This window comes from Pantoea sp. ARC270 (assembly GCF_003236725.1).
GTDB lineage: Bacteria > Pseudomonadota > Gammaproteobacteria > Enterobacterales > Enterobacteriaceae > Pantoea > Pantoea anthophila.
This window is the reverse complement of sequence record NZ_PUGA01000007.1, coordinates 46530-70594: the sequence shown is the minus strand read 5'-3', so window position 1 is coordinate 70594 and position 24065 is coordinate 46530. Positions and strand designations below refer to the sequence as shown.

The following is a 24065-nucleotide window of genomic DNA, read 5'->3' as shown; positions in this document are numbered from 1 at the left end:
CGCGCTGTCGTTTAGTGAGCGTGCTCGTCGCCTCTGGCGTGAGTATGGTCGTGGGAATGGGAATGGCTGTGACCGTGACCGGCCTCAGCCGCGCCGCTGAAGCTCAGCTCACACTCAGCACCGGCACAGGGCTGATACTCCATCTGCACGGTCGCATGGTCAATCTGATAGTGCTGGCGCAGATAGTCATGAATGCGGTGCAGCAGCGCATCGTGGTCATAGGGTGGGATCACCTGCACATGCAGCGTCAGCAGCGGCTTTTCACCCACCTGCCACAGATGCACATGGTGAACATTGCGCACTTCAGCGATGTTCAGGGTGAGGTCCCGCATCAGCCGGTTCACATCCAGGGAGTGGGGTGCCCCTTCAAGTAACTCCTGCAGGCTCTCACGCAGCAGCGCCCAGGCACTGCGCAGCACCAGCAGTGACACCAGCAGCGACAGAATCGGGTCGATCGGCGTCCAGCCGGTCAGCATAATGATGGCTGCTGCCACAATCGCCCCCACCGAACCGAGCAGGTCACCCATGACGTGCAGTGCCGCTGCCCGCACGTTGAGGTTCTTCTCTTCGCTGCCGTGGTGCAGCAGCCAGAATGAGAGCAGGTTGGCCAGCAGGCCGCCAATCGCGATGCCCAGCATCAGGCCGCCGGTCACCGGCTGCGGATCGCTGAAGCGACGCACCGCCTCCCAGACGATCAGCGCGGTAATACCCAGCAGGGCGATGGCATTGACAAAGGCCGCTACGGTGGTCAGGCGCAGCAGGCCAAAGGTATGACGCGCATTGGGTTTACGGCGCGAGAAGTGAACCGCCAGCAGCGCCATCAGCAGGGCGGCGGCATCGGTGAGCATATGTCCGGCATCCGCCAGCAGCGCCAGTGAACCTGAAAGCCAGCCGCCAATCACCTCGGCAACCATGAAGAGGACGGTCACGCCAAAGGCGGCCGCCAGACGCGTGCGATTACTATCCTGCCCGCTATGAGTGTGGGTATGTGCCATAAGATTCCAGTTTTTTCAGTAACCTGTTTGCTAATAATATCAGTAATTGCCACGTCTCAGACGTGTCCTGATGCTGTTTTGCCTGCTCTGCGAGTTGCTGACTCAGCTGTGCACCCTGCTCCAGCCCCACCAGCAACCAGCTGCCTTTCATCCGGTGTGCCGCGTCGGCAAACTGGTTCCAGTCCGCGCGTGCGCGCGCCTCACGCATCACGGCCAGATCCTGGGTCACCGTGCTGTGCAGCGTCTGACTCAGCCGGCTGAGAAATTTTTCATTCTGCTGTGCCAGCTGCCACAGGTTCTCATCCAGCGGTGCCAGCGGGTCGGGCTGCCACTCCGCCAGCAGTGCGCGGAGATCGGCCAGCTGCACCGGTTTAATCAGAACCCGCTCCTGCGCCTCAGCCGGTCGTGACAGCAGCTGGGCGTCTGCGGAGCAGAGCACCCGCATCGCCTGCCGTCCCCGCTGCCGGTCACGGCGTCGCAGCAGTCGCAGCAGCAGCGTGCCGTCAGGATGCGGCATCATCTGGTCGATAAACAGCAGGTCAAAAGGCTGCTGCGCATCGGCCCTGAGCAGCGCACGTCCCTCTTCGAAGATCTCAGCCTGAATGGCAAAGCGCGCCAGCTGCTGCTGCATCACCAGCAGATTGGCCGGATGGTCATCGACAATCGCCACCCGCAGATGGGGAAAGCCGGGCAGGCCAGACTCATCGGTGCTGCTGACCGGCTCCGCAATCTGCAAAGGCAGGGTCACCGTGACCTGCGTTCCCTGGCCGGGCTGCGAGGTGAGCCGGATATCGCCCCCCATCCGCAGCACCATCTCGCGGCAGATAAACAGGCCCAGACCGCTGCCCTGCACCGACACGGTTTTGCCCGACGGCGCCTGATACCAGGGATCAAACAGCTTCGGCTGCTCCTCAGGTGGAATACCGCTGCCGCTGTCAGTGACCGTCAGCACCAGCTGCTGCTCTGCCGCCAGGGTGAGGCGGATGGTGCCGTGACGGGTAAATTTCAGCGCATTGGTCATCAGGTTATTGACCACCTGCTGCAGGCGATCGGCATCGATCATCACCGTGTCAGGCAGCGGCGTCTGTGCCGCGACGATCAGACGCGGGCCGTCCGCCCGCATTAACGGATGATAAAAATGCTGCTGCTGTTCGAGCCACTGCGCCAGCGCCAGCGGGCGGGGCGCCAGGGTAAAACTGTTGCTCTCGATACGTGCGTGATCCTGCAGGTCATTCAGCAGGGTCAACAGGGAGTGTGCGCTGCTGTGCAGCAGGGTCAGGTTCTGGCTGTTGTGCTGCTGCTTCTCCAGCTCCAGCAGGCCGAGGATCGCCTGCATCGGCGTACGCAGCTCATGGCTGACGGTAGCCAGAAACTGGCTTTTCATGGCGTTGGCCCGCTCCGCCTGTTCGCGCTGCTGACGCTCGCGGCGCTGCTGCCAGTAACGGCGCGCCAGCAGCAGGAGCAGCAGCACAATGGCGGCCCCGGCTACCGCCAGCACCATCATCGGCAGCGTTCGCATCACCATCACGCTGCCGGGCTGCGGCGGTGTTGACCAGCTGTCGCGCATTTTGCCCTGGGTATCCGCCGGGATCTGCTGCAGCGCCCGATCCAGCAGGCTGCGCAGCAGGGGCTGATCGGGCGTGACACCCAGCGCGATCGGCCAGGCGATGTCGCTGGCGGCAAAGGCGAGGTGGATACGCGCGTCATCACGGCTGGCGATGCGCCAGCGGGCGGAGAGCACATTATCAACCAGCGCATCAATCTGCCCCTTTGCCAGCGCATCATAGAGGCTGTTCCGGTCGGCAAACGGCACGGGATGCAGATCCTCCGGCAGCAGGCGCAGCGCCAGGTCATCCTGCAATACGCCGATCCGCCTGCCGCGCAGATCCTGCCAGTGCGACAGCGGGGCAGAGTGAATGCTGTAGATCCCCCACAGCGCCCGCCATACCGGCAGTGAGGTGCTCTGCATCGCATCGCCATTAAGGGGCTGCATCAGTTGCAGCATCGCCTGCTGCTGCTGAATCAGCGCACTGGCCTGATGGGGATTGCTGACCCACACGGGTTCAAACTGCAGGCCCGTGCTCTGGGCGACCGCTTTCAGTAAATCCACGCCATAGCCTCTGGCGGTGCCGCTGGCGTCGCGATAGCTCCAGGGATAGTTGTCGGGCTCGGCGGTGTACGTAATGCGAGGGTGGTCGGCAATCCACGCGCGTTCAGCGGGGCTGAGCATCAGGGTCTGCGTATCCTGATAGCGCGGCAGCGTGCTGCTCCAGCGCGCCTGCAGGCTGTTCATCAGTTCCGCCGGTAACTGACGCAGGCTCTGATTTATCCACTCAATCAGCGCGGGATCGCGGGAGAGCGCACGCAGGTTAAGTTGTCCCGCCTCAATGTGTGAGGCGATCTGATAAATCTGCCCCTGCTGCAGCTGGCTCAGCAGAAAACCGGCGCTGGTCTCGTCCGCCACCACATAGTCGTTCTGCTGATTGAGCAGGGTATAGAGCGCCTGCAGGTCGCTGCTGTAGCGTCGCCAGTGGTGACGGGCCGCCAAGGCGGGTGGCAGCTGCGCCAGAGTGCTGTCGCTGATCGCAAGCTGCGCATTCTGGCTGTTGAACATCACGGCACGCTGGTTCTGCTGATTGCGATAGACCCGCAGCGGACTGCTGAACCAGCTTTCACTGCTCAGCGTGCCCTGAGGCAGCGGGGTGTTCCACATGCCCAGCGCAAAATCGATCTCTCCGCGGTTGAGGGCCTGCATCAGTTGCGGCGCGTCGCTGTAGAGGCGCAGGGTAAACTGCGCCCCGGTCAGCTGTCGCAGCGCAGCAAGGTAGTCGGCATTGATGCCATACAGGTCGTTGCCGATCCGCATCGTCCAGGGCGCGTGGTTCTCTTCCAGCAGTCCGACGCGCAGGCTCTTTCCCTGCATGGTTTCAGCATGCGTGACCGGCAGCATCATCGGCAGATTCAGGCTGCTGACCGGGCGCACCTCAGCCAGCGCGCTGCCGCACAGCCACAGCAGGATCAGTAGCGCATATCTCACTGCTGCGCCTTCCAGAGGTCAGCCAGCTCAACCACAGAGCGGGCACCGGTTTTTTCCAGAATGTTCTTTTTATGGGTGCTGACCGTTTTGTTGCTGATGTGCAGCTGGGCGGCGATTTGCAGGTTAGAGAGGCCGCTGGCGAGCAGCGCCAGAATCTGACGCTCTTTGTGCGTCAGCGGCAGCTCAGGCTCCTCTTCGGTTTCCGGAAACGCGGTCTGTCCGCCGAGCACGGCCAGAATGGCGCTGAGCAGCTGCGTCATGCGCTGGCTTTTCACTACATAACCGGACGCCCCTAATGCCTGAGCGCGCCGGATATAGTGACGGGTCTGCTGGGCCGAATAGATCAGCACCGGACAGTCGGGACGATGGATTTTCAGGCGGCGCAGGATCTCCAGCCCGTCGCTCTCCGGCAGCCCGATATCAAGCACGATAATGTCCAGCGGCTGCTGAAGAAAAGGACGGGCGGCGTGTTCACTGCTGGCAGAGAGGAGCTGAACCGGAATGGGCGACTGGCTGAGCGCGGCTTCAAGTGCCACTTCCACCAGCGGATGATCGTCAATCAAGAGCAAAACGGCCATGAACGGTTTCCCTGTAAATTTTACAGGATGAGCATAGCGGAAGAGTGGGGCAGAGGGGAGAAAAACCCGGAGAACGGATGCTCTCCGGGTCAGACAGAATTACTGGGTCGTGCCGTCGGTTTTAGTATTAACGTCACCGCCGCCCACTTTCGTTTCAACTTTTTTGTTGATGTTCGGACATTTGCCATCTTTACACTGGCTGTTCTGGTCAATTTCGTTAGCAGACATATTTCCGCTGCTGGTGGTGCTGCCAGAAGTAGCCGGATTAGTATTGGTGCCGGTGTTATTAATTTTGCTGTTATCGACATTATTCGGTGGCAGGTTCTCTTTTGCGCCGGGTGCGACCGCACCTGCACTGGCTGCCTGGTTAGCTGTGCCGTTGTTGCTGCCTTCCGCCAGCGCCGCGCCACTGCCTAATGTCATTGCTGCTGTCAAAAAGAGTAAGGCAAACTTTTTCATCATTATACTCCCATTAATAAATGAAGACGTTTTAAGCCCAGAGGTGAAATTGGGGATAAAAAAGTCCCGGACGAAATAAAATTCGCCAGTTGGCTTAAACAGGGTGATTTAATCATGTAAGCGGGACGTTCCTCAGTGCTTACCATTAAAAAGTCTAGTCGCTAACCTGATTAATGCAAATATGACCCGCACATTTAACCCGCAGCGGGAATTTACACCCCTGGCGCTTCGGGCTACATTGGGCAGGTTGTGTCCGGCGGGCGCCGGGCCAGAAATAATATGGAATCAGTATGAATTACCAGAACGATGACTTACGCATCAAAGAGATTAAAGAGCTGTTACCCCCGGTTGCGCTGCTCGAAAAATTCCCGGCGACCGATCGTGCTGCACAGACCGTTTCACAGGCGCGTCAGGCGATTCATCAGATCCTGCAGGGCAAGGACGACCGCCTGCTGGTGGTGATTGGTCCCTGCTCAATCCACGATCCTGAGGCCGCAAAAGAGTATGCCGGCCGTCTGCTGGCGCTGCGGGATGAGCTGAAAGGCGAACTGGAAGTGGTCATGCGGGTCTATTTTGAAAAGCCGCGCACTACCGTGGGCTGGAAAGGGCTGATCAACGACCCCTACATGGATAACAGCTTCCAGCTCAATGATGGTCTGCGTCTGGCGCGTAAACTGCTGCTGGAGATCAATGACAGCGGTTTACCGGCGGCGGGCGAGTTTCTGGATATGATCACCCCGCAATATGTGGCGGATTTGATGAGCTGGGGCGCGATTGGCGCACGCACCACCGAATCCCAGGTGCACCGTGAGCTGGCCTCCGGTCTCTCCTGTCCGGTCGGTTTCAAAAACGGCACCGATGGCACCATCAAGGTGGCCATCGATGCCATCAACGCTGCTGGTTCGCCGCACTGCTTCCTGTCAGTGACCAAATATGGCCACTCCGCGATTGTTGAAACCAGCGGCAATGGCGACTGTCACATTATTCTGCGCGGCGGCAAAGAGCCGAACTACAGTGCGAAGCATGTGGCTGAGGTCAAAGAGGGCCTGGCAAAAGCGGGTCTGCCACAGCAGGTTATGATCGATTTCAGCCATGCCAACAGCAGCAAGCAGTTCCAGCGTCAGATGGTCGTGGCGGACGATGTCGCGCAGCAGATCATCAACGGTGAACAGGCGATTGTCGGCGTGATGATCGAGAGTCATCTGGTAGAGGGCAATCAGAGCCTGGAGAGCGGTGAGCCGCTGGTCTATGGCAAGAGTGTCACTGATGCCTGCATCGGCTGGGATGATACCGACAAGGTGCTGCGTCAGCTGGCGGCGGCGGTTAAACAGCGCCGCGGTTGAGTGCTGGCGATCTGGCGTGACAACTGGCCGGATCTGTCTGAATACGCAGTGGAGAGTGAGCCTGCTGAGGGAACACAGTCAGATCGGAAAGACGCAACAACCGCCATCCATGGCACGCTCTGCCCGCGCCATCCCTGGCGCGGGACGCTTTCCTCTTCTGACCATGTTCCCTGCGCATTGAGCTGATTTATTGCTGCCATACTCAGACGGCTTTGACGATGTGATTCGTCCGGGACGAACGGACATTCAGGCTTTTACTCTGACAGTTAAAGATGACACACAGCATTGCCGGACGCAGCCCAATAAAAAAGGCCAGACTTCTGTCTGGCCTTTTTGCCTCTCAGCGAAAAATTACTTCGCTTTACCCTGATTCGCAACGGCTGCGGCTTTCGCGGCAATCTCGTCCTGGTCACCCAGGTAGTAGCGTTTCAGCGGTTTGAAGTTTTCATCAAACTCATACACCAGCGGCACGCCGGTTGGGATGTTCAGTTCGAGGATCTCATCTTCGCTCAGGTTATCCAGATATTTAACCAGTGCGCGCAGTGAGTTGCCGTGTGCGGCAATGATCACTTTCTCACCGCTTTTGATGCGCGGCAGAATGGTGTCGTTCCAGTAAGGGATCACGCGGTCGATGGTTAGTGCCAGGCTTTCAGTAGTTGGCAGCTGCTCCGGGGTCAGTTTCGCGTAACGCGGGTCATGGCCCGGGAAGCGCTCATCAGCACGATCCAGCTCAGGTGGGGTAACGGCAAAACCGCGACGCCACTGCTTAACCTGCTCATCGCCATATTTGGCCGCAGTTTCCGCTTTATCCAGGCCCTGCAGCGCACCGTAGTGACGCTCGTTCAGACGCCAGGTTTTCTCGACCGGCAGCCAGGCCTGATCCAGCTCATCCAGCACATTCCACAGCGTGTGAATCGCGCGCTTCAGTACAGAGGTGTAAGCGAAATCGAAAACAAAGCCCTCTTTTTTCAGCAGCTGACCCGCTGATTTGGCTTCGCCACGACCTTTCTCAGAAAGGTCAACATCATACCAACCGGTAAAGCGGTTTTCGTTGTTCCACTGGCTTTCGCCGTGTCGCACCAGAACCAGCTTAGTTACAGCCATAGCTTAACTCCTTAATACTGTGATGTTTCTGTGAGATTGGAAACCTGCTGCTGCCCGCCTGACACGCGAGCGGATTGCGCCATACCATAGCGGAAAAGCGGGCAGCGCGTAAGCCTGTGTGTGACGCACTGCGCGTTTTTCAGCCAGAAGATCAGCGTGGCGTGAAGCGATAGCGCGTCACCGATTCCCAGCGATCTCCCGGTTGCAGCCAGCAATCGGGCTGAGGCCACTCAGCATGATTGGGCGAATCCGGTAAAAATTCACTCTCCAGCGCAATGCCCTGAAATGCAGTATAGCTCTCCTGCTCGCGGGCACGGGTACCGGCCAGATAGTTGGCAGAGTAGAACTGCAGGGCCGGAGCGGAGGTGGTGACGCTGAGCTGCAGTCTGCCATCTTCTGACCAGAGTTCTGCGGCAGTCTGGCTGTCATCGCCTGCGCTGTTGAGCAGAAACGCGTGGTCATACCCCTTCACCGCCCGCTGGTCGTCCTCTGTCAGGAAATCCTGCGCGACCGTTTTCGCCTGCCGGAAATCAAAGCTGGTGCCGGCCACGGCTTTCAGCGGCGCATTGGGAATCCCTTCGCTGTCGACCGGCAGATAGTGATCTGCGTGCAGTTGTAAGCGATGCTGGCGGGCGTCGCCATGATGCGCATCAAGGTTAAAGTAAGCGTGGTTGGTCAGGTTGACCGGACAGGGCTGGTCGCAGCGTGCTTCATAGCGGATGCTCAGGCAGTTCTGATCGTCCAGATGATAGTGCAGGTCGGCAATCAGGTTACCGGGATAGCCCTGATCGCCATCCGGCGAATCCAGGCGGTAGTGCACGTCGCTGTCTGACTGGCTGACAATCTGCCAGCGACGTTTATCAAACCCTTCCGGGCCGCCATGCAGCTGATGCGCGCCCTGGTTCGGCACCAGCTGACGGTTGAGTGTGGTCAGTTTTGCACCGGCGATGCGGTTAGCGTAACGGCCCACCGTGGCACCGAGATAAGCCTCCTGGTGCAGATAGTCAGAGGGGGTGGCGCAGCCAAGCAGCGCTTCACGCACCGTGCCATCCTGCATCGGCACGCGGGCGGAGAGCCAGGTTGCGCCCCAGTCCATAAAGGTCGCCAGCATGCCGTTGGCATTGCGTAGCACCGTGATGCGCCACGGCTGACCGTCGGGCGCGTGAGAGTTGACGTCATTCAGCATTGACCGGCTCCTTCAGAGGCTTTGCAGACGTAGAAGGTCTCTTTGATGCCGGTCTGCGCTTCATACTGCTCCGCAACGGCGGCTTTCACCTGATCCACCCGATCCAGCGGCATCAGCGCGACGATACAGCCGCCGAAGCCGCCGCCGGTCATGCGAACACCCCCGTGCTCACCGATTTGCGCTTTTACGATCTCCACCAGCGTGTCGATCGGCGGCACGGTGATCTCAAAATCGTCACGCATGGAGGCGTGCGACTCGGCCATCAGCTGACCCATACGGGAGAGGTCGCCCCGGCTCAGCGCATCGGCGGCTTCGAGCGTGCGGGCATTCTCGGTCAGAACGTGACGCACCCGCTTAGCCACCTGCGGGTCCAGCTTCGCCTCTGCCGCTTCAAACTCCGCCAGCTCAACATCACGCAGCGCTTTTTTGTTGAAGAAGCGCGCGCCCGCTTCACACTGCTCGCGACGGGTATTGTATTCGCTGCCGACCAGAGTGCGGCGGAAGTTGGAGTTGATGATCACCACGGCGATATCTGCCGGCATCGACACCGGACGGGTGCCCAGCGTGCGGCAGTCGAGCAGCATGGCGTGATCTTTCTGGCCCAGCGCGGAGATCAGCTGGTCCATGATGCCGCAGTTGCAGCCAACGAACTGGTTTTCTGCTTCCTGACCGTTAACCGCAATTGCCGCGCCATCCAGCGGCAGGTTATAGAGCTGCTGCACCACGGTGCCGACCGCCACTTCCAGCGAGGCAGAGGAGCTGAGGCCCGCGCCCTGCGGAACGTTGCCGCTGATCACCATGTCGATGCCACCGAAATCGGCATGACGCCGTTGCAGATGTTTCACTACGCCGCGCACATAGTTCGCCCACATCGGCTCCTGCACGCTGACGATCTCTTCATCGAGCGAAAAGGTGTCCTGGGCATTCTCATAATCCGCCGCGACCACACGAATCTGGCGATCGTCACGACGGGCGCAGGCGATCACCGTCTGGTAGTCAATGGCGCAGGGCAGCACAAAGCCGTCGTTATAGTCGGTGTGCTCACCAATCAGGTTGACGCGACCCGGTGCCTGAATGGTATGGGTGGCGGCGTAACCGAAGGTGTCTGAGAAAAGCTGCTGCGTGATGGTTTTTAAGCTCATTGTTTTGCCTCACGGAAGTGAACGTCGCTGACAGAACGCAGACGTTCCGCCGCCTGTTCCGCCGTTAAATCGCGTTGGGTTTCGGCCAGCATTTCATAGCCGACCATAAATTTGCGTACCGTTGCTGAACGCAGCAGCGGCGGATAGAAGTGGGCATGCAGCTGCCAGTGATCGTTGGCTTCGCCGTTAAACGGTGCGCCATGCCAGCCCATAGAGTAGGGGAAGGAGCACTGGAACAGGTTATCGTAGCGGCTGGTGAGCTGTTTCAGCGCCAGCGCCAGATCGGTGCGCTGTGCTGCGCTGAGATCGGTCAGACGTCTGACGTGCGCCTTCGGCAGCAGCAGGGTCTCAAATGGCCAGGCGGCCCACCACGGCACCACGGCCAGCCAGTGTTCAGTTTCCACGACGGTGCGGCTGCCATCCTGCTGTTCACGCGCCAGGTAATCGACCAGCATCGGTGAACCTTTTTTCGCGAAGTAGTCGCGCTGGTGGTCATCTTCACGCTGCGCTTCATTCGGCAGGAAGCTGTTGGCCCAGACCTGACCATGCGGATGCGGGTTGGAGCAGCCCATCGCCGCGCCCTTGTTCTCAAACACCTGCACCCAGGGATAGTGCTGACCCAGCTCAGCGGTCTGCTCCTGCCAGGTGCGCACCACCTCTTCCAGCGCGCTCAGCGACATCTCCGGCAGGGTTTTGCTGTGATCGGGCGAAAAGCAGATAACCCGGCTGGTGCCGCGTGCGCTCTCACAGCGCATCAGCAGATCGTCACTCTCAGGCGCGTCGGGGGTGTCGGTCATCAGCGCGGCAAAGTCATTGGTAAAGACGTAAGTGCCGGTATAGTCCGGGTTTTTGTCGCCGGTGATGCGGGTGTTTCCGGCACAGAGGAAGCAGTCCGGATCATGGGACGGCAGCGTGTTAACCGCCGGGGTCTCCTGCGCGCCCTGCCACGGCCGTTTGGCCCGATGAGGAGAGACTAAAATCCATTGATCAATCAGTGGATTGTAACGGCGATGCGGATGATCGACCGGGTTGAATTTGTCCATGTGAGGTCCTGGTAAGCGTCAAAAGCCAAAGAGGCATCGGTAAAAATTAGCACATCAGCGCGCCCGAAAGCGTGATCAAGTCTGGATAAATGGTATCGTTTACACAAGCTGAAAATTCTTATTTGGTGGCATTGCGTGCGGTGCAGGAGGGTGAAAGGTGAGAAGGAATGGTAACGCTTACACAGTAGGGCTGTAAAACGCCGCTGTCGCGGCGTCAGGGCTGAGGAGAGAACGTTAGCGCAGCGTCTCCTGCTGATAGCGGTAGCCATCGTCCTGAGGAACAAAACTCAGGCGATGCGTGATGCAGGCCGGCGCATCTTCGGCGTGATGCGAAACAAACAGCAGCTGGGTACGTCCTTCGCCAATCAGGACATCGACAAAGCGCCGCACCAGCTGACGGTTAATCGGATCGAGTCCCTGCAGAGGCTCATCCAGAATCAGCAGCGTCGGGTGTTTAACCAGTGCGCGTGCGATCAGCACCAGCCGCTGCTGTCCCCACGACAGGGAGTGGAAGGGGGCATCAGCCAGACGGTTGTCCATGCCGAGCAGAGCCAGCCACTGCTGGGCCAGCGCTTTCTGCCGGTCAGACGCCGCCTGATAGAGACCAATAGAGTCGAAGAAACCCGACAGGATCACCGTGCGCACATTGGTGCTGACGCGATAATCCAGGTGCAGGCTGCTGCTGACATAGCCGATATGCTGCCGGATGTCCCAGAGGGTTTCACCACTGCCACGGCGACGGCCAAACAGGGTCAGGTCATTGCTGTAGCCCTGAGGATGATCGCCGGTCACCATACTGAGCAGGGTCGATTTACCGGCACCGTTCGGGCCGGTGATCTGCCAGTGTTCGCCTGGGTTGACCTGCCAGTTCAGCCCGCTGATAATGGGCCGATCGTGGTAAGAGACGGTGCCGTTGCGCAGGATGACGCGCGGCGCATCATCGGCCAGGGCGGGCAGGGCATCCGGCACATCCGCCTCCGGCAGCGCCATACCCAGCAGCTGTTCGCTGTGCGCCAGCTGCGCCACCAGCGCTTCCGTCAGAATCGTCTGGCGCGCGCCGCTGTGGGTCAGGTTACACTCCGCCAGCACGCCTACCTGCCCGATAAAATCGGGAATATCATCAAAGCGATTGAGCACCAGCACCAGGGTGAAGTCGGGCTGCTGCAGGCTGCGCAGGGTGTCGGTCAGGCTGGCGCGCGACGCCACATCCAGCCCGTCAAACGGCTCATCCAGAATCAGCAGGTCAGGCTGGCTCATCAGCGCCTGGCAGAGCAGCGTCTTGCGGGTTTCACCGGTAGAAAGATATTTAAAGCGACGTGAGAGTAGGGATTCAATGCCAAACTGGCGGGCAAGCTGTTCGCACCGTCCGGGGTGCTGCCCCTCCATCTGGATGACATCGGCCACCGTGAGCCCGGTATCCTCTTCGCCTTCGCTGAGCATATCGGTGTTGTTGCGTTCCCACTCCTGTGCCACCAGAGACTGCAACTGCTCCAGCGACAGCCTGACCGGTCGTCTGAACGTGCTGCTGACCGAACCGGAGAGCGGCGGCAGCTCCCCGGAGAGCGCGCGCGCCAGAGAGGATTTGCCGCTGCCGTTGGCGCCGACAAACGCCCAGCTCTCGCCGCGTTGCAGTTCCACCTGATTCAGGCGCAGTAACCGGGTATCGCTAAGACGAAACGTGCCTTGCGAAATATGCAATGAAGCCATAATCTGTTCCGTTTTTTGCATCGTGTTACTGCGTTGTAACCTCTGCCGGTAGTGATGTCAAATTCCCCGCTACAGCAGGGTGGCGACGATGGCGTTCTCCGCATTAAAGCTGGCGGTCACTGCGTCGCCCGGCTGCAGCTTCAGCTGCTGCAGCCGCTCGCGGGTCAGAGTGGCGCACAGGGTTTCGCCGCTGGCGATCTGCAGCAGAACTTCACTTTTCCCGTCGCCCGGCTCAATGGCGCTGACGGTGGCCGCCAGCTGGTTGTCATCCCCGGTGGCATCCCGGCTGATATGAATCCAGGGGGCTTTGATCAGCACCAGCACCTCTTTACCCGCCGCCAGCTGAAGACGGTCGGCGCTGCGCTGCGTCAGCGCCACGTTAAGCTGCGTGACTCCATCGGCCAGCTGAATCAGCAGATGCTGCACCACCTGCTGCGCGTCATTGCTCATCACGGTGCCAAACAGCTGGTTTCGGGCGCTGGTCTGCAGGGAGAAGCGGGCGATCGCCGCCAGCATGCTGTCGAGTGGCAGGGCATCCTGCTGCAGGGCATCAAAGGCCTTCTGCTGGATCTGCTCCATCAGCTGAAACAGCTGGATCAGGCGTTCACCGTAGCGGGTCAGCGTCGCGCCGCCGCCGCCTTTGCCACCGGTGGCCCGCGCCACCAGCGTCTCATCCGCCAGCTGGTTCATCTCGTTAATCGCATCCCAGGCGCTTTTATAACTGATGCCCGCCAGTTTTGCCCCCTGACTGATTGAGCCGGTTTCCCGGACCCGTTTCAGCAGCTCGATACGACGGGGATCGGCAAACAGTTTCTGTTGTAAACGGATGTGAAGGGACAGTTCGGCTTCCATGACAGCTCCGGCAAAGGGTTAACGCGTGTGGAGGCCGATGATAGCGGCGTTTCGTGACCAAAGTAAAAGCACGAAAAGGGCTGCGCAAAATTTTCCTGACCCGTTACAATCACTTTTTTATTCTCAGAGTGAGACTCCCGATGCTGGAATTACTGAAAAGCCTCGCCGTAGCCGTCCTGATGGTGCCTGTGGTGATGGCGCTGATGCTGGGTATCATTTATGGCCTGGGTGAAGTGTTTAACGTCATCTCAAAATTTGGTCATCGCGAAAAATCCTCCGCCCGTTCGCACAACTGATTTCTGTCCCGCCCGCCTCTCTGCGCGGGCGCGGTCATTTTTATCCCGCCCCCCTTCATCCTTCTCTCTCTGCTGCCGATAATTTATCGGGATGCCGTGATAATGCGTTATATTATCCGCTACACAACGAATAGCCGGAGAAGATCATGTCACACCATTACACTCGCTGGGGCGTCGCGGCGCTGGTCACTTTTTCACTGGCCGGTCAGGCGGTTGCCGCCGATAATATTACCGTGTTTGCGGCGGCCTCACTGACCAATGCCCTGCAGGATATTGCCAGCCGTTATCAGCAGGAGAAGGGCGTGAACGTCGTCGCTTCGTTTGCCTCCTCTTCCACGCTGGCGCGCCAGATTGAACAGGGGGCCCCTGCCGATCTCTTTATCTCTGCCGATCAGCAGTGGATGGACGATGCGGTCGCTAAAAACAGCATGATGAAGAGCAGCCGTTATACGCTGCTGGGCAACGATCTGGTGTTAATCGCCCCGCGCAGCGCCGCGGCAAAAGCGGTTACGCTGGACAAGCAGACGGACTGGAAAAGCCTGCTGCACGGTGAACGTCTGGCGGTCGGCGACCCGGATCATGTGCCGGCGGGACTCTACGCCAAAGAGGCGCTGCAGAACCTGGGGGCCTGGCCGCAGGTCGCGCCGGTATTAGCCCCGGCTAACAACGTGCGGGCGGCGCTGGCGCTGGTCGAGCGCAACGAAACGCCGTATGGCATAGTGTATGGCTCCGACGCCGTGGCCAGCGAAAAAGTGCAGGTCGTGGGGCATTTCCCGGCCAGCAGCTACAAACCGGTGGAATATCCCATGGCGATCGTTAACGATCACAACCGCGCCGCCGTTAAGGCGTTTTATGACTACCTGAAAGGGCCGGAAGCGGCGGCTATCTTCAGACACTACGGATTCACACCGACGAAATGATACTCAGCGATCCCGAATGGCAGGCGGTACTGCTCAGCCTCAAAGTCTCTGGCATTGCCGTGCTCGGCAGCCTGCCGTTTGGCATCCTGATGGCCTGGGTTCTGGTGCGCTGCCGTTTTCCCGGCAAAGCGCTGCTCGACAGCCTGATCCATCTGCCGCTGGTGCTGCCGCCGGTGGTGGTGGGGTATCTGCTGCTGATTACCCTGGGCCGGCGCGGCATCATCGGCGAAAAGCTCTATGACTGGTTCGGTTTCAGCTTCGCCTTCAGCTGGCGGGGGGCCGCACTGGCCTCCGCGGTGATCGCTTTTCCGCTGATGGTGCGCGCCATCCGGCTGGCGCTGGAGGCGGTCGACAGCCGGCTGGAGCAGGCGGCGCGCACACTGGGGGCCGGACGCTGGCGGGTGTTCTTCACCATTACGCTGCCGCTGACCCTGCCAGGCGTGATCGTCGGGACGGTGCTCGCCTTTGCCCGCTCGCTGGGTGAGTTTGGCGCGACCATCACCTTTGTCTCCAATATACCGGGCGAGACCCGCACCCTGCCGCTGGCGATGTTTACCCTGATCGAGACGCCGGGTGCAGAAGGGGCGGCGGCGCGCCTCTGCGTGATCGCCATTGTACTGGCGCTGGCGTCGCTGCTGGCGTCGGAATGGCTGGCCCGTGCCGGTCGTAAGCGGATGGGAAGCTGATGCTGTCACTCAATTTTATGCAGCAGCAGGGCGATCATCACTTAGAGGTCGACCTGCAGATCCCGGCCAGCGGGATCACGGCCATCTTCGGCGTCTCCGGGGCCGGTAAAACCTCGCTGATCAACGCAATCAGCGGCCTGACTCAGCCCCAGCGCGGACGGATAGCGCTGAATGACCGGCTGCTGTTCGATGCGGAGCAGGGGATATCGCTGCCGCCGGAAAAGCGGCGTATTGGCTATGTCTTTCAGGATGCCCGGCTCTTTCCCCACTACCGGGTGCGCGGCAACCTGCAATATGGCATGGCGCCCGCGATGAAAGCGCAGTTCGACACCCTGGTGTCACTGCTGGGGCTGGAGGCGCTGCTGCCACGCTTTCCGCTGTCGCTGTCGGGCGGCGAGAAGCAGCGGGTCGCCATTGGCCGTGCGCTGCTGACCGCACCGGATATGCTGCTGCTGGATGAGCCGCTGGCGTCACTGGATCTGCCGCGCAAACGCGAACTGATGCCTTATCTGCAAAAGCTGGCGAAGCAGGTCGATATTCCGATGCTCTACGTTTCGCACAGCCTGGAGGAGATCCTGCAGCTGGCCGATAACGTGCTGGTGCTGGATGCAGGGCGGGTTAAAGCCTTTGGACCGCTGGAGCGGGTCTGGAGCAGCAGCGCGATGCGTCCCTGGCTGCCGATGAGTGAACTGACCAGCGTGCTGCGGGTGCAGGTGCTGGAGCAGCATCCCGACTACCCGATGACCGCGCTGTCGCTGGGCGATCAGCATATCTGGGTCAGCCGGGTAAATCAGCCGGTGAAGACCCCGCTGCGCATTCGCATCGCCTCGGCCGACGTTTCGCTGGCGCTGCAGCCACCCCAGCACAGCTCCATCCGCAACATTCTGCCCGCGCAGGTGGTGGAGCTGGTGGAGGTCGGCGATCAGGTTGAGGTGAAGCTGCGCATCGGCATCAGCGAACTCTGGGCCCGCATCACGCCGTGGGCGCGGGATGAGCTGGGCATCCGGCCCGATCAATGGCTCTATGCCCAGATTAAAAGCGTCTCGGTGACGCCCTGATTACAACACGTACTGATGGAGGGTATCGGCAATGGCGGTTTCAAGGTTCGTGCCGATCACCTTCTTCGCCCGTGCTTTAATCGCCTCGTCGGCGTTGCCCATCGCCACCCCCAGTCCGGCCGTTTCCAGCATGCTGAGATCGTTGTAGTTGTCACCGAAGGCGATCACATCCGACATGCTCAGGCCCTGTGATTCAACCCACTGCGCCAGTCGTTTGCCTTTGCTGTTGCCGCCGCGAGCGATATCCACCTGATCGTGCCACGACCATTCGCAGGCCAGCCCCAGCTCCGTTTCCACCTGGCTGGCGAACTGCTGTAGTTCCGGAATGTGGGTATGCGACAGCGCAAACTTCCAGATCGAACCGGCATCGCGCGCCGCCTGAGCGAGGTCAGGCACCTGACGAAACAGCGGGCGCTGGTGGGCAGGGAGTGATTCGGCCCACTTCAGGGTGCGCGTCACGTGTCCGGTTGCGGTCTGATAGAGCATGGCATCATCCACATAGAGCAGGCCGTGAATCCGCTGCGCGTTCAGCCTGTCGATCACCTCGAGGGCGAGTTGCGGATCGAGCGGGTCGGACGCCAGCACCTTTTTCGCCTGATAATCGTACAGATAGGTGCCATTGCAGCAGATCGCAGGTGTCTCCAGCTGTAACGCCTGATAAAAAGGATGGATGGCGCAGTGATGGCGTCCGGTCACGATAACGACGTGAATACCCGCCTGGCGTGCCTGGTTCAGCGCCTCGATGGACTGCGGCAGAATCGTTTTGGCGGGGGTCAGCAGTGTGCCGTCGAGGTCGAGGGCAATTACACGGTAGCTCATTAATCCTTCCATTCATCCGGGTTTGCGAGGGCTAAAGTCTACACCTGACCGCGGCCCGGAGACAAAAAACAGGGCACAAATGATTCCAGCGTCCGGCAATAAAACGCGCTACAGTGATTGACAGTTCATGATCAGGCAGCAAAAAAGGAGAATGCATGAAACAAGTTGTCTACACCGCCAGTCCCGAGAGCCAGCAGATCCACGTCTGGCAGATGAATGATGAGGGTGGGCTGACGTTGCTTCAGGTGACCGATGTCGCCGGCCAGGTTCAGCCGATGGTGGTGAGTCCGAAGCGCGATTTTCTCTATGTCGGTGTTCGTCCTAATTTTCGCGTGCTGGCATTCCGTATTGCCGCAGACGGCACGCTGACGGAAGCGGGCCAGGCGCCGCTGCCCGGCAGTCCGACCCACATCTCCACCGATCATCAGGGGAAATTCCTCTTCTGTGGCTCCTATAACGATGCCTGCGTCAGCGTCAGCCCGATTGGTGAGGATGGCATTCCGCAGGCGCCGCTGCAGGTGATTAACGGACTGGAGGGCTGTCACTCCGCCAACATCGACAATGACAATAAGACGCTCTACGTGCCGGCCCTGAAGCAGGATCGCATCTGTCTGTTTGCGCTGGGCGCAGACGGTCAGCTGACGCCGCGTGAGCAGGCGCAGGTGACGACGGTCGAGGGTGCCGGTCCGCGTCACATGCAGTTCCATCCGGGTGGGCAGTACGCCTACTGCGTGAACGAACTCGACAGCACGGTTGAGGTCTGGGCGTTAAATCAGGGCGGGGGAGAAGCCGAGAGCGTGCAGACGCTGGACATGATGCCGCCGGACTTCAGCGGCACGCGCTGGGCAGCCGATATTCACCTGACGCCGGATGGTCGTTTCCTCTATGCCTGCGATCGCACCAGCAGCACGCTGGCGATCTTCAGCGTCAGCGAACTGGGTGATGAGCTGACGCTGGAAGGGTTCCAGCCGACCGAAACGCAGCCGCGCGGCTTTAATATCGACCACAGCGGACGCTATCTGGTGGCGGCGGGGCAGAAGTCGCATCACATTGAAGTCTATGCCATTAATGAACCGAAAGGGCTGTTAGAGCCGCTGGGGCGTTATGCCGTGGGCCAGGGTCCGATGTGGGTCGTGATCCATCCGCTGCAGGCGTAACTCCTCCTGAAAAACGCCTCTCCTGAGCAGGAGAGGCATTCAGAGGGCGGAAAAACGCAAATCCGGGTGCCTCTGACCGCAATGAATCCGCTCAGAGCATGCAGGGAACACGGTCAGAAGAGGGAAGCGTTCTCTGTTACTGATAGTTCGCGGTCAGCGAGGCGCTCGCCAGAGCGTGGAAATGCACATTAAAGCCGACCATCGCGCCACTGGCGCCTTCATCCACTTCAATCGTCTCCACATCCAGCGCATGCACGGTGAAAATGTAGCGATGGGTTTCGCCCTGCGGCGGTGCTGCGCCACCGTAACCCGCCTGACCGAAATCGGTTCGGGTCTGCACGGCGCCTGCAGGCAGCTCCGCTTTACCGGAACCGGCACCCTGCGGCAGGGAGGTGGTGCTGGCCGGGATGTTCGCCACGACCCAGTGCCACCAGCCGGACCCGGTCGGGGCATCCGGATCGTAGCAGGTCACCACAAAACTTTTGGTGCCCGCCGGTGCCGCTTCCCAGGCCAGATGCGGAGAGATATTCTCGCCGTGATAACCCATGCCGTTGAAAACATGCTTCTCAGGCATCTTCTCGCCGTCATTAAAATCCTGACTAAAAACGCGCATCACATCTCCTTAACTGTCGATGAATAGCCTTTCATCATAACCAAAAGCGCAGCCAGTGCCAGCGGTCAGCCTGCTCAGGAGACAAAATGGTGCGGATGCTCCAGCGCGCCGGCAATCGCAGCAGTCAGCCGGCTTAACGCCGGTGGCGTGATGATGTAGGGCGGCATCAGGTAGATTAAGCGGCCAAACGGGCGGATCCAGACCCCCTGTTCCACAAAGAACTGCTGCAGCGCCGCCATGTTGACCGCCTGATGCGTTTCCACCACGCCAATCGCGCCCAGCACGCGCACGTCGGCCACCTGCGGCGAGTGGCGCAGCGGCAGCAGTTCCGCCCGCAGCTGCCGTTCGATGTTTGCCACCTGGCATTGCCACTCTCCTTCCGCCAGCATCTTCAGGCTCTCCGACGCGACCGCGCAGGCCAGCGGATTGCCCATGAAGGTCGGGCCATGCATGAAACAGCCTGCCGCACTGCGGCTGATGGTGTCCGCCACCTCGCGAGTGGTCAGGGTGGCCGCCAGGGTCATCATGCCGCCGGTGAGCGCCTTGCCGACGCAGAGAATATCCGGGGTGATGCCCGCGTGCTCGCAGGCAAAGAGCTTGCCGGTGCGGCCGAATCCGGTGGCGATCTCATCGGCAATCAGCAGCACGCCGTAGTGGTCGCACGCCTCCCGCACCTGCTGCAGGTAGCGCGGATGATAAAAACGCATGCCGCCAGCGCCCTGCACAATCGGCTCCAGGATTACCGCCGCCAGCTGCTGATGGTGTGTCTCAATCAGCCGGGCAAAATCCTCAAAGTCCTGGCTCTGCCACGCATCGTCAAAGCCGCAGGCCGGTGCCGCTGCAAAGCGATGTTCCGGCAGATAGCCGCGCCACAGGCTGTGCATGGAGTTCTCAGGATCGCACACCGACATCGCCGCAAAGGTATCGCCGTGATAGCCGCGCTTCAGCGTCAGAAAGGTCTGGCGCGTTTCACCGCGGCCCAGCCAGTATTGCAGCGCCATCTTCATCGACACTTCCACCGCCACCGAACCGGAGTCCGCCAGGAAGACGCACTCCAGCGCCTCAGGCGTCATCGCCACCAGCTGGCGGCAGAGCGCCACCGCTGCCGGGTGGGTGATGCCACCAAACATGACGTGGGACATCTGTGCAACCTGCGCGGTCAGCGCCTGGTTCAGACGCGGATGGTTGTAGCCGTGGATCGCGGCCCACCAGGAGGACATGCCATCCACCAGCTCACGGCCATCGGCGAGTTGCAGCGTAACCCCGTGGGCGGCCACCACGGGGTAGCAGGGCAGGGGATCCTGCATGGAGGTGTAGGGGTGCCAGATATGCTGGCGGTCAAAACGGGCATCTTCAGAGGTGAACGCGGTGAGGGTCATCGGAGTTGTAAACCAAAATAAAAAAATATAGTTTACAAGTATACCCCTGCTTTCTGTCGGGATGACACCCTTTTTGGAGTAAGTAATGGCTCAACGCTGGACAATTGCACAGGCGCAAGCGCTGTTTGATGAACCCTTTCTTGAACTGATGTTTAAAGCGCAGCAGGTGCACCGTCAGCACTTCGACCCGCGTCAGGTGCAGGTCAGTACCCTGCTGTCGATCAAAACCGGTGCTTGCCCGGAGGATTGTAAATATTGCCCGCAGAGTGCGCGCTACAAGACCGGTCTGGAGTCGGAACGCCTGATGGAAGTGGAAGAGGTGCTGACCTCCGCCCGTCAGGCCAAAGCCGCGGGTTCGACCCGCTTCTGCATGGGTGCCGCGTGGAAAAATCCGCACGAGCGCGATATGCCCTATCTGGAAAAGATGGTTGAAGGCGTCAAGGCGATGGGAATGGAAACCTGCATGACGCTGGGCACCCTCAGCGAGCAGCAGGCGCAGCGACTGGCGGGCGCGGGGCTCGATTTCTACAACCACAACCTCGACACCTCGCCGGAGTTTTACGGCTCCATCATCACCACCCGCAGTTATCAGGAGCGCCTGGATACGCTGGGCAAAGTGCGCGACGCCGGGATCAAAGTCTGTTCAGGCGGGATCGTCGGCCTTGGGGAAACCGTGAACGATCGCGCCGGTCTGCTGGTGCAGTTAGCCAATCTGCCGACGCCACCCGAGAGCGTGCCGATCAACATGCTGGTGAAGGTGAAAGGCACACCGCTGGCGGATAACGACGATGTGGAACCGTTCGATTTTATCCGCACCATCGCGGTGGCGCGCATCATGATGCCGACCTCCCATGTGCGTCTCTCAGCAGGCCGGGAGCAGATGAACGAACAGACCCAGGCGATGTGCTTTATGGCCGGGGCGAACTCCATTTTCTATGGCTGCAAACTGCTGACCACGCCAAACCCGGAAGAGGATACCGATCGGGTGCTGTTCCGCAAACTGGGGCTGAACCCGGAGCATACGCACACGCAGCACGGCGATCAGCAGCAGGAAGAGCATCTCAGCGAGCAGCTGTTCCATGCGGACACGAAACAGTTCTATAACGCGGCGCTGTAATGAGCTGGCAGCAACGATTCCGGCAGGCGCTGGATCAGCGTCGTGCGGCCGACGGCTGGCGGCAGCGACGGATTATTGACGAACAGACGACCCGCACGCTGCACAGCGGCGGTCGCTGCTATCACCACTTCTCCAGCAATGATTATCTCGGCCTGACCCGCCATCCGGCGGTAATCGCGGCCTGGCAGCAGGGGGCGGCGCTGACCGGCGCGGGCGCGGGGGCCTCAGGACACGTGACCGGTTATCACCGGCAGCATGCCGATCTGGAGGCGCAACTGGCCGACTGGCTCGGCTATGAGCGTGCGCTGCTCTTTATCTCCGGTTTCGCGGCCAACCAGGCGGTGATCCATCTGCTGGGGGAGAAAAACGATCGCATCCTGGCTGATAAGCTCAGCCACGCCTCACTGCTCGACGCGGCCAGCCACAGCCCGGCGCAGCTGCGCCGGTTCAGCCACAACGCGCCGGAGAGTCTGGCGGCGCGGCTCGCCTCACCCTGTGAGGGGGAGACGCTGGTGGTGACCGAGGGGATCTTCAGCATGGATGGCGACAGCGCGCCGCTGGCCGCACTGGCGCAGCAGACGCGTCAGGCCGGAGGCTGGCTGCTGGTGGATGATGCGCACGGCATTGGCGTGGTGGGTGAGCAGGGGCGCGGCAGCTGCTGGCAGCATGGCGTCCGGCCGGAACTGCAGGTGATCACCTTCGGCAAAGCCTTTGGCGTCAGCGGCGCGGCCCTGCTGTGCGATGCCGACACCGCCGACTACTTTCTGCAGTTCAGCCGTCATCTGATCTACTCCACCGCCATGCCCGCGGCCCAGGCTTTTGCGCTGCAGGCGGCGCTGCATGAAGTTCAGCAGGGCGAGGCGCTGCGCCAGCGCCTGCAGCAGAATATCCGCCATTTCCGGCGCGGCGCGGCGTCGCTGCCGTGGCAGCTGATGGATTCAGAGAGTGCGATTCAGCCCCTGCTGGTGGGTGAAAACAGCGAGGCGGTGGCGCTCTCTGCGCGGCTGGCTGAGGCGGGCTGCTGGGTGAGCGCTATCCGGCCGCCTACCGTGCCACCGGGTACCGCCCGGCTGCGCATCACCCTGACGGCGGCACATCGCCCTGAGGATATCGATCGGCTACTGGAGGCACTGCATGACGCTGCAGGTTGACAAACAGGCGGTCGCACGCGCTTTTGGCCGGGCGGCGAGCCACTACGATGCGCATGCCGCCCTGCAGCGTCTGAGCGGCGATGCCCTGCTGGCACACGCCCCGGTCGACAGCGGTCTGCACCTGCTGGATGCCGGTTGTGGCACCGGCTGGTACAGCCGGCTCTGGCGCGCGCGCGGCAAACAGGTTACGGCGCTGGATCTCTCCCCGCAGATGCTGCAACAGGCACGCCGCAACGACGCGGCGCAGCACTATCTGGCGGGGGACATTGATGCGCTGCCGCTGGCGGACAACAGCTTTGACCTGGTCTGGAGCAACCTGGCGGTGCAGTGGAGTGACGATCTGCCGCAGGCGCTGGCCCAGTTCCGGCGGGTGCTGCGGCCCGGCGGCACGCTGCTCTTTTCCACCCTGGGGGACGATTCGCTGCAGGAGGTGCATGAAGCCTGGTCACATCTGGACGCACTGCCGCATGCCAATCGCTTTCTCAGCGAGGCGCAGATTGCCGCCGCCTGCCATGCCTGGCCGCTGCGCTGCACCTCGGAGCGGGTGACGATCCATTTTCCCGATGCGCTCAGCGCCATGCGCTCACTGAAGGGCATTGGCGCGACCCATCTGCATCAGGGGCGTGACGGCCAGGTGTTAACCCGGCAACGCCTCAGCCGGTTAGAGGCGCACTGGCCGCGCGATCGGCACGGCTACCGCCTGAGTTATCATTTAATTTATGGAGTAAGTGCATCATGAAACGCCTGTTTATCACCGGCACCGACACCGAAGTCGGCAAAACGGTCGCCAGCGGCGCGCTGTTGCAGGCCGCCGCCGCCGCAGGCTTCCGCTGTGCGGGCTATAAGCCGGTGGCGTCGGGCTGTGAGATGACGCCGGAGGGCATCCGCAACAGCGATGCGCTGGCCCTGCAGCGTTACAGCAGCGTCGCGTTAACGTACCAGCAGGTCAATCCGCTGGCCTTTATGGAACCGACATCGCCGCACATCGTCAGCGCGGAAGAGGGCAGGCCGATTACCCATCTGGCGCTGTCGGCCGGTCTGGCGGCACTGGAGCCGCTGGCGGACTGGATTCTGGTCGAGGGGGCCGGGGGCTGGTACACCCCGCTGTCGGAGACGCACACCTATGCGGACTGGGTAGTCAGCGAACAGCTGCCGGTGATTCTGGTGGTGGGGATTAAGCTGGGCTGCATCAACCATGCGCTGCTCACCGCAGAGGCGGTACGGGCGCGCGGGCTGCCCCTGGCAGGCTGGATCGCGAATACCATCGAGCCACCGGGCAAACGCTATCAGCACTATCTCGCCAGCCTGAAACAGCGCCTGCCTGCCCCCTGTCTGGGCACGATCCCCTATCTCACGGATGAGGCGCAGCAGGCTGCCTGTGGACACTACCTGACGCTGCCTGAATAAGCGGACCCGGCCCGGC

At 60.8% G+C, this 24065-nt stretch carries 23 protein-coding genes; 10 read left to right on the top strand and 13 right to left on the bottom strand.

Annotated features, from left to right (window positions below; genetic code table 11):
- Positions 1-11: 11 nt before the first annotated feature.
- The 4 genes from zitB to CKF42_RS05430 form a co-directional block, all read right to left on the bottom strand.
- The gene (gene zitB, locus CKF42_RS05445; protein WP_111207724.1) at positions 12-995 is read right to left on the bottom strand and encodes a CDF family zinc transporter ZitB; all 984 of its coding nucleotides are present in this window, start codon (positions 993-995) and stop codon (positions 12-14) included.
- Positions 973-4047 (bottom strand): ATP-binding protein, encoded by a 3075-nt coding sequence (locus CKF42_RS05440; RefSeq protein WP_111207723.1) that lies wholly within the window; start codon positions 4045-4047, stop codon positions 973-975. The genes zitB and CKF42_RS05440 overlap by 23 nt, the downstream gene beginning before the upstream one ends.
- Positions 4029-4610, bottom strand: coding sequence for a response regulator transcription factor (locus CKF42_RS05435; RefSeq protein WP_009091372.1), 582 nt, complete (start codon positions 4608-4610; stop codon positions 4029-4031). The genes CKF42_RS05440 and CKF42_RS05435 overlap by 19 nt, the downstream gene beginning before the upstream one ends.
- Before the next feature lie 99 nt (positions 4611-4709).
- Positions 4710-5072 carry a YbgS-like family protein gene (locus CKF42_RS05430; protein WP_033736370.1) on the bottom strand — a complete coding sequence of 121 codons (363 nt, stop codon included), beginning with the start codon at positions 5070-5072 and terminating at the stop codon, positions 4710-4712.
- Positions 5073-5359: 287 nt separating this feature from the next.
- On the opposite strand from CKF42_RS05430, the gene aroG reads away from it, so the two are divergent.
- Positions 5360-6412, top strand: coding sequence for a 3-deoxy-7-phosphoheptulonate synthase AroG (gene aroG / locus CKF42_RS05425; protein ID WP_009091369.1), 1053 nt, complete (start codon positions 5360-5362; stop codon positions 6410-6412).
- 351 nt (positions 6413-6763) lie between these two features.
- Here aroG and gpmA read toward each other — a convergent pair whose 3' ends face one another.
- From gpmA to modE, 6 genes are all read right to left on the bottom strand, one after another.
- Positions 6764-7516 carry a 2,3-diphosphoglycerate-dependent phosphoglycerate mutase gene (gpmA, locus tag CKF42_RS05420; protein ID WP_009091367.1) on the bottom strand — a complete coding sequence of 251 codons (753 nt, stop codon included), beginning with the start codon at positions 7514-7516 and terminating at the stop codon, positions 6764-6766.
- A gap of 151 nt (positions 7517-7667) precedes the next feature.
- On the bottom strand, positions 7668-8702 hold the full coding sequence (galM, locus tag CKF42_RS05415) for a galactose-1-epimerase (RefSeq protein WP_111207722.1): 1035 nt from the start codon (positions 8700-8702) through the stop codon (positions 7668-7670).
- Entirely contained in the window at positions 8696-9844 is a 1149-nt protein-coding gene (gene galK, locus CKF42_RS05410; RefSeq protein ID WP_058958449.1) for a galactokinase, read from the bottom strand. The genes galM and galK overlap by 7 nt, the downstream gene beginning before the upstream one ends.
- Positions 9841-10887, bottom strand: a complete 1047-nt coding sequence (galT, locus tag CKF42_RS05405; protein ID WP_111207721.1) for a galactose-1-phosphate uridylyltransferase — start codon at positions 10885-10887, stop codon at positions 9841-9843. The genes galK and galT overlap by 4 nt, the downstream gene beginning before the upstream one ends.
- Before the next feature lie 234 nt (positions 10888-11121).
- The gene (gene modF / locus CKF42_RS05400; protein ID WP_009091360.1) at positions 11122-12594 is read right to left on the bottom strand and encodes a molybdate ABC transporter ATP-binding protein ModF; all 1473 of its coding nucleotides are present in this window, start codon (positions 12592-12594) and stop codon (positions 11122-11124) included.
- 69 nt (positions 12595-12663) lie between these two features.
- Positions 12664-13446, bottom strand: coding sequence for a molybdenum-dependent transcriptional regulator (gene modE, locus CKF42_RS05395; protein ID WP_009091358.1), 783 nt, complete (start codon positions 13444-13446; stop codon positions 12664-12666).
- A 140-nt stretch (positions 13447-13586) separates the two neighbouring features.
- On the opposite strand from modE, the gene CKF42_RS05390 reads away from it, so the two are divergent.
- The 4 genes from CKF42_RS05390 to modC all read left to right on the top strand — a co-directional run bounded on the left by CKF42_RS05390 (position 13587) and on the right by modC (position 16406).
- Entirely contained in the window at positions 13587-13742 is a 156-nt protein-coding gene (locus CKF42_RS05390) for an AcrZ family multidrug efflux pump-associated protein (RefSeq protein ID WP_009091356.1), read from the top strand.
- Positions 13743-13888: 146 nt separating this feature from the next.
- Positions 13889-14662 (top strand): molybdate ABC transporter substrate-binding protein, encoded by a 774-nt coding sequence (modA, locus tag CKF42_RS05385; protein ID WP_111207720.1) that lies wholly within the window; start codon positions 13889-13891, stop codon positions 14660-14662.
- Positions 14659-15348: a molybdate ABC transporter permease subunit gene (modB, locus tag CKF42_RS05380; RefSeq protein ID WP_111207719.1), complete on the top strand. Its 690-nt coding sequence runs from the start codon at positions 14659-14661 to the stop codon at positions 15346-15348. Before modA ends, modB begins: the two co-directional genes overlap by 4 nt.
- Complete coding sequence (gene modC, locus CKF42_RS05375; RefSeq protein WP_046101443.1) at positions 15348-16406, top strand: molybdenum ABC transporter ATP-binding protein ModC; 1059 nt, start codon at positions 15348-15350, stop codon at positions 16404-16406. Before modB ends, modC begins: the two co-directional genes overlap by 1 nt.
- Here modC and CKF42_RS05370 read toward each other — a convergent pair whose 3' ends face one another.
- On the bottom strand, positions 16407-17225 hold the full coding sequence (locus CKF42_RS05370) for a pyridoxal phosphatase (protein WP_111207718.1): 819 nt from the start codon (positions 17223-17225) through the stop codon (positions 16407-16409).
- A 155-nt stretch (positions 17226-17380) separates the two neighbouring features.
- Between CKF42_RS05370 and pgl the strand changes: the two genes are divergently transcribed.
- Complete coding sequence (gene pgl, locus CKF42_RS05365) at positions 17381-18382, top strand: 6-phosphogluconolactonase (RefSeq protein WP_111207717.1); 1002 nt, start codon at positions 17381-17383, stop codon at positions 18380-18382.
- A gap of 136 nt (positions 18383-18518) precedes the next feature.
- On the opposite strand, the gene CKF42_RS05360 is transcribed toward pgl, so the two are convergent.
- Both CKF42_RS05360 and bioA read right to left on the bottom strand, forming a co-directional pair.
- Positions 18519-18995 (bottom strand): kinase inhibitor, encoded by a 477-nt coding sequence (locus CKF42_RS05360; protein ID WP_009091345.1) that lies wholly within the window; start codon positions 18993-18995, stop codon positions 18519-18521.
- A 74-nt stretch (positions 18996-19069) separates the two neighbouring features.
- Positions 19070-20374 carry an adenosylmethionine--8-amino-7-oxononanoate transaminase gene (gene bioA, locus CKF42_RS05355; RefSeq protein ID WP_111207716.1) on the bottom strand — a complete coding sequence of 435 codons (1305 nt, stop codon included), beginning with the start codon at positions 20372-20374 and terminating at the stop codon, positions 19070-19072.
- Between the two features lie 85 nt (positions 20375-20459).
- Between bioA and bioB the strand changes: the two genes are divergently transcribed.
- The 4 genes from bioB to bioD are packed head-to-tail and all read left to right on the top strand — an operon-like array spanning position 20460 to position 24049.
- Positions 20460-21491, top strand: coding sequence for a biotin synthase BioB (gene bioB, locus CKF42_RS05350; protein ID WP_111207715.1), 1032 nt, complete (start codon positions 20460-20462; stop codon positions 21489-21491).
- Positions 21491-22642 (top strand): 8-amino-7-oxononanoate synthase, encoded by a 1152-nt coding sequence (bioF, locus tag CKF42_RS05345; protein ID WP_111207714.1) that lies wholly within the window; start codon positions 21491-21493, stop codon positions 22640-22642. The genes bioB and bioF overlap by 1 nt, the downstream gene beginning before the upstream one ends.
- Positions 22626-23381 (top strand): malonyl-ACP O-methyltransferase BioC, encoded by a 756-nt coding sequence (gene bioC / locus CKF42_RS05340; protein WP_009091341.1) that lies wholly within the window; start codon positions 22626-22628, stop codon positions 23379-23381. The genes bioF and bioC overlap by 17 nt, the downstream gene beginning before the upstream one ends.
- Positions 23378-24049, top strand: a complete 672-nt coding sequence (bioD, locus tag CKF42_RS05335; RefSeq protein WP_046101450.1) for a dethiobiotin synthase — start codon at positions 23378-23380, stop codon at positions 24047-24049. The genes bioC and bioD overlap by 4 nt, the downstream gene beginning before the upstream one ends.
- Positions 24050-24065: the final 16 nt, after the last annotated feature.

Excerpts from the sequence above, each read along its gene's own strand:
- zitB (WP_111207724.1), bottom strand. The coding sequence starts at position 995 with ATGGCACATACCCACACTCATAGCGGGCAGGATAGTAATCGCACGCGT.
- CKF42_RS05435 (WP_009091372.1), bottom strand. The coding sequence starts at position 4,610 with ATGGCCGTTTTGCTCTTGATTGACGATCATCCGCTGGTGGAAGTGGCA.
- CKF42_RS05430 (WP_033736370.1), bottom strand. The coding sequence starts at position 5,072 with ATGATGAAAAAGTTTGCCTTACTCTTTTTGACAGCAGCAATGACATTA.
- aroG (WP_009091369.1), top strand. The coding sequence starts at position 5,360 with ATGAATTACCAGAACGATGACTTACGCATCAAAGAGATTAAAGAGCTG.
- gpmA (WP_009091367.1), bottom strand. The coding sequence starts at position 7,516 with ATGGCTGTAACTAAGCTGGTTCTGGTGCGACACGGCGAAAGCCAGTGG.
- galM (WP_111207722.1), bottom strand. The coding sequence starts at position 8,702 with ATGCTGAATGACGTCAACTCTCACGCGCCCGACGGTCAGCCGTGGCGC.
- galK (WP_058958449.1), bottom strand. The coding sequence starts at position 9,844 with ATGAGCTTAAAAACCATCACGCAGCAGCTTTTCTCAGACACCTTCGGT.
- galT (WP_111207721.1), bottom strand. The coding sequence starts at position 10,887 with ATGGACAAATTCAACCCGGTCGATCATCCGCATCGCCGTTACAATCCA.
- modF (WP_009091360.1), bottom strand. The coding sequence starts at position 12,594 with ATGGCTTCATTGCATATTTCGCAAGGCACGTTTCGTCTTAGCGATACC.
- modE (WP_009091358.1), bottom strand. The coding sequence starts at position 13,446 with ATGGAAGCCGAACTGTCCCTTCACATCCGTTTACAACAGAAACTGTTT.
- CKF42_RS05390 (WP_009091356.1), top strand. The coding sequence starts at position 13,587 with ATGCTGGAATTACTGAAAAGCCTCGCCGTAGCCGTCCTGATGGTGCCT.
- modA (WP_111207720.1), top strand. The coding sequence starts at position 13,889 with ATGTCACACCATTACACTCGCTGGGGCGTCGCGGCGCTGGTCACTTTT.
- modB (WP_111207719.1), top strand. The coding sequence starts at position 14,659 with ATGATACTCAGCGATCCCGAATGGCAGGCGGTACTGCTCAGCCTCAAA.
- modC (WP_046101443.1), top strand. The coding sequence starts at position 15,348 with ATGCTGTCACTCAATTTTATGCAGCAGCAGGGCGATCATCACTTAGAG.
- CKF42_RS05370 (WP_111207718.1), bottom strand. The coding sequence starts at position 17,225 with ATGAGCTACCGTGTAATTGCCCTCGACCTCGACGGCACACTGCTGACC.
- pgl (WP_111207717.1), top strand. The coding sequence starts at position 17,381 with ATGAAACAAGTTGTCTACACCGCCAGTCCCGAGAGCCAGCAGATCCAC.
- CKF42_RS05360 (WP_009091345.1), bottom strand. The coding sequence starts at position 18,995 with ATGCGCGTTTTTAGTCAGGATTTTAATGACGGCGAGAAGATGCCTGAG.
- bioA (WP_111207716.1), bottom strand. The coding sequence starts at position 20,374 with ATGACCCTCACCGCGTTCACCTCTGAAGATGCCCGTTTTGACCGCCAG.
- bioB (WP_111207715.1), top strand. The coding sequence starts at position 20,460 with ATGGCTCAACGCTGGACAATTGCACAGGCGCAAGCGCTGTTTGATGAA.
- bioF (WP_111207714.1), top strand. The coding sequence starts at position 21,491 with ATGAGCTGGCAGCAACGATTCCGGCAGGCGCTGGATCAGCGTCGTGCG.
- bioC (WP_009091341.1), top strand. The coding sequence starts at position 22,626 with ATGACGCTGCAGGTTGACAAACAGGCGGTCGCACGCGCTTTTGGCCGG.
- bioD (WP_046101450.1), top strand. The coding sequence starts at position 23,378 with ATGAAACGCCTGTTTATCACCGGCACCGACACCGAAGTCGGCAAAACG.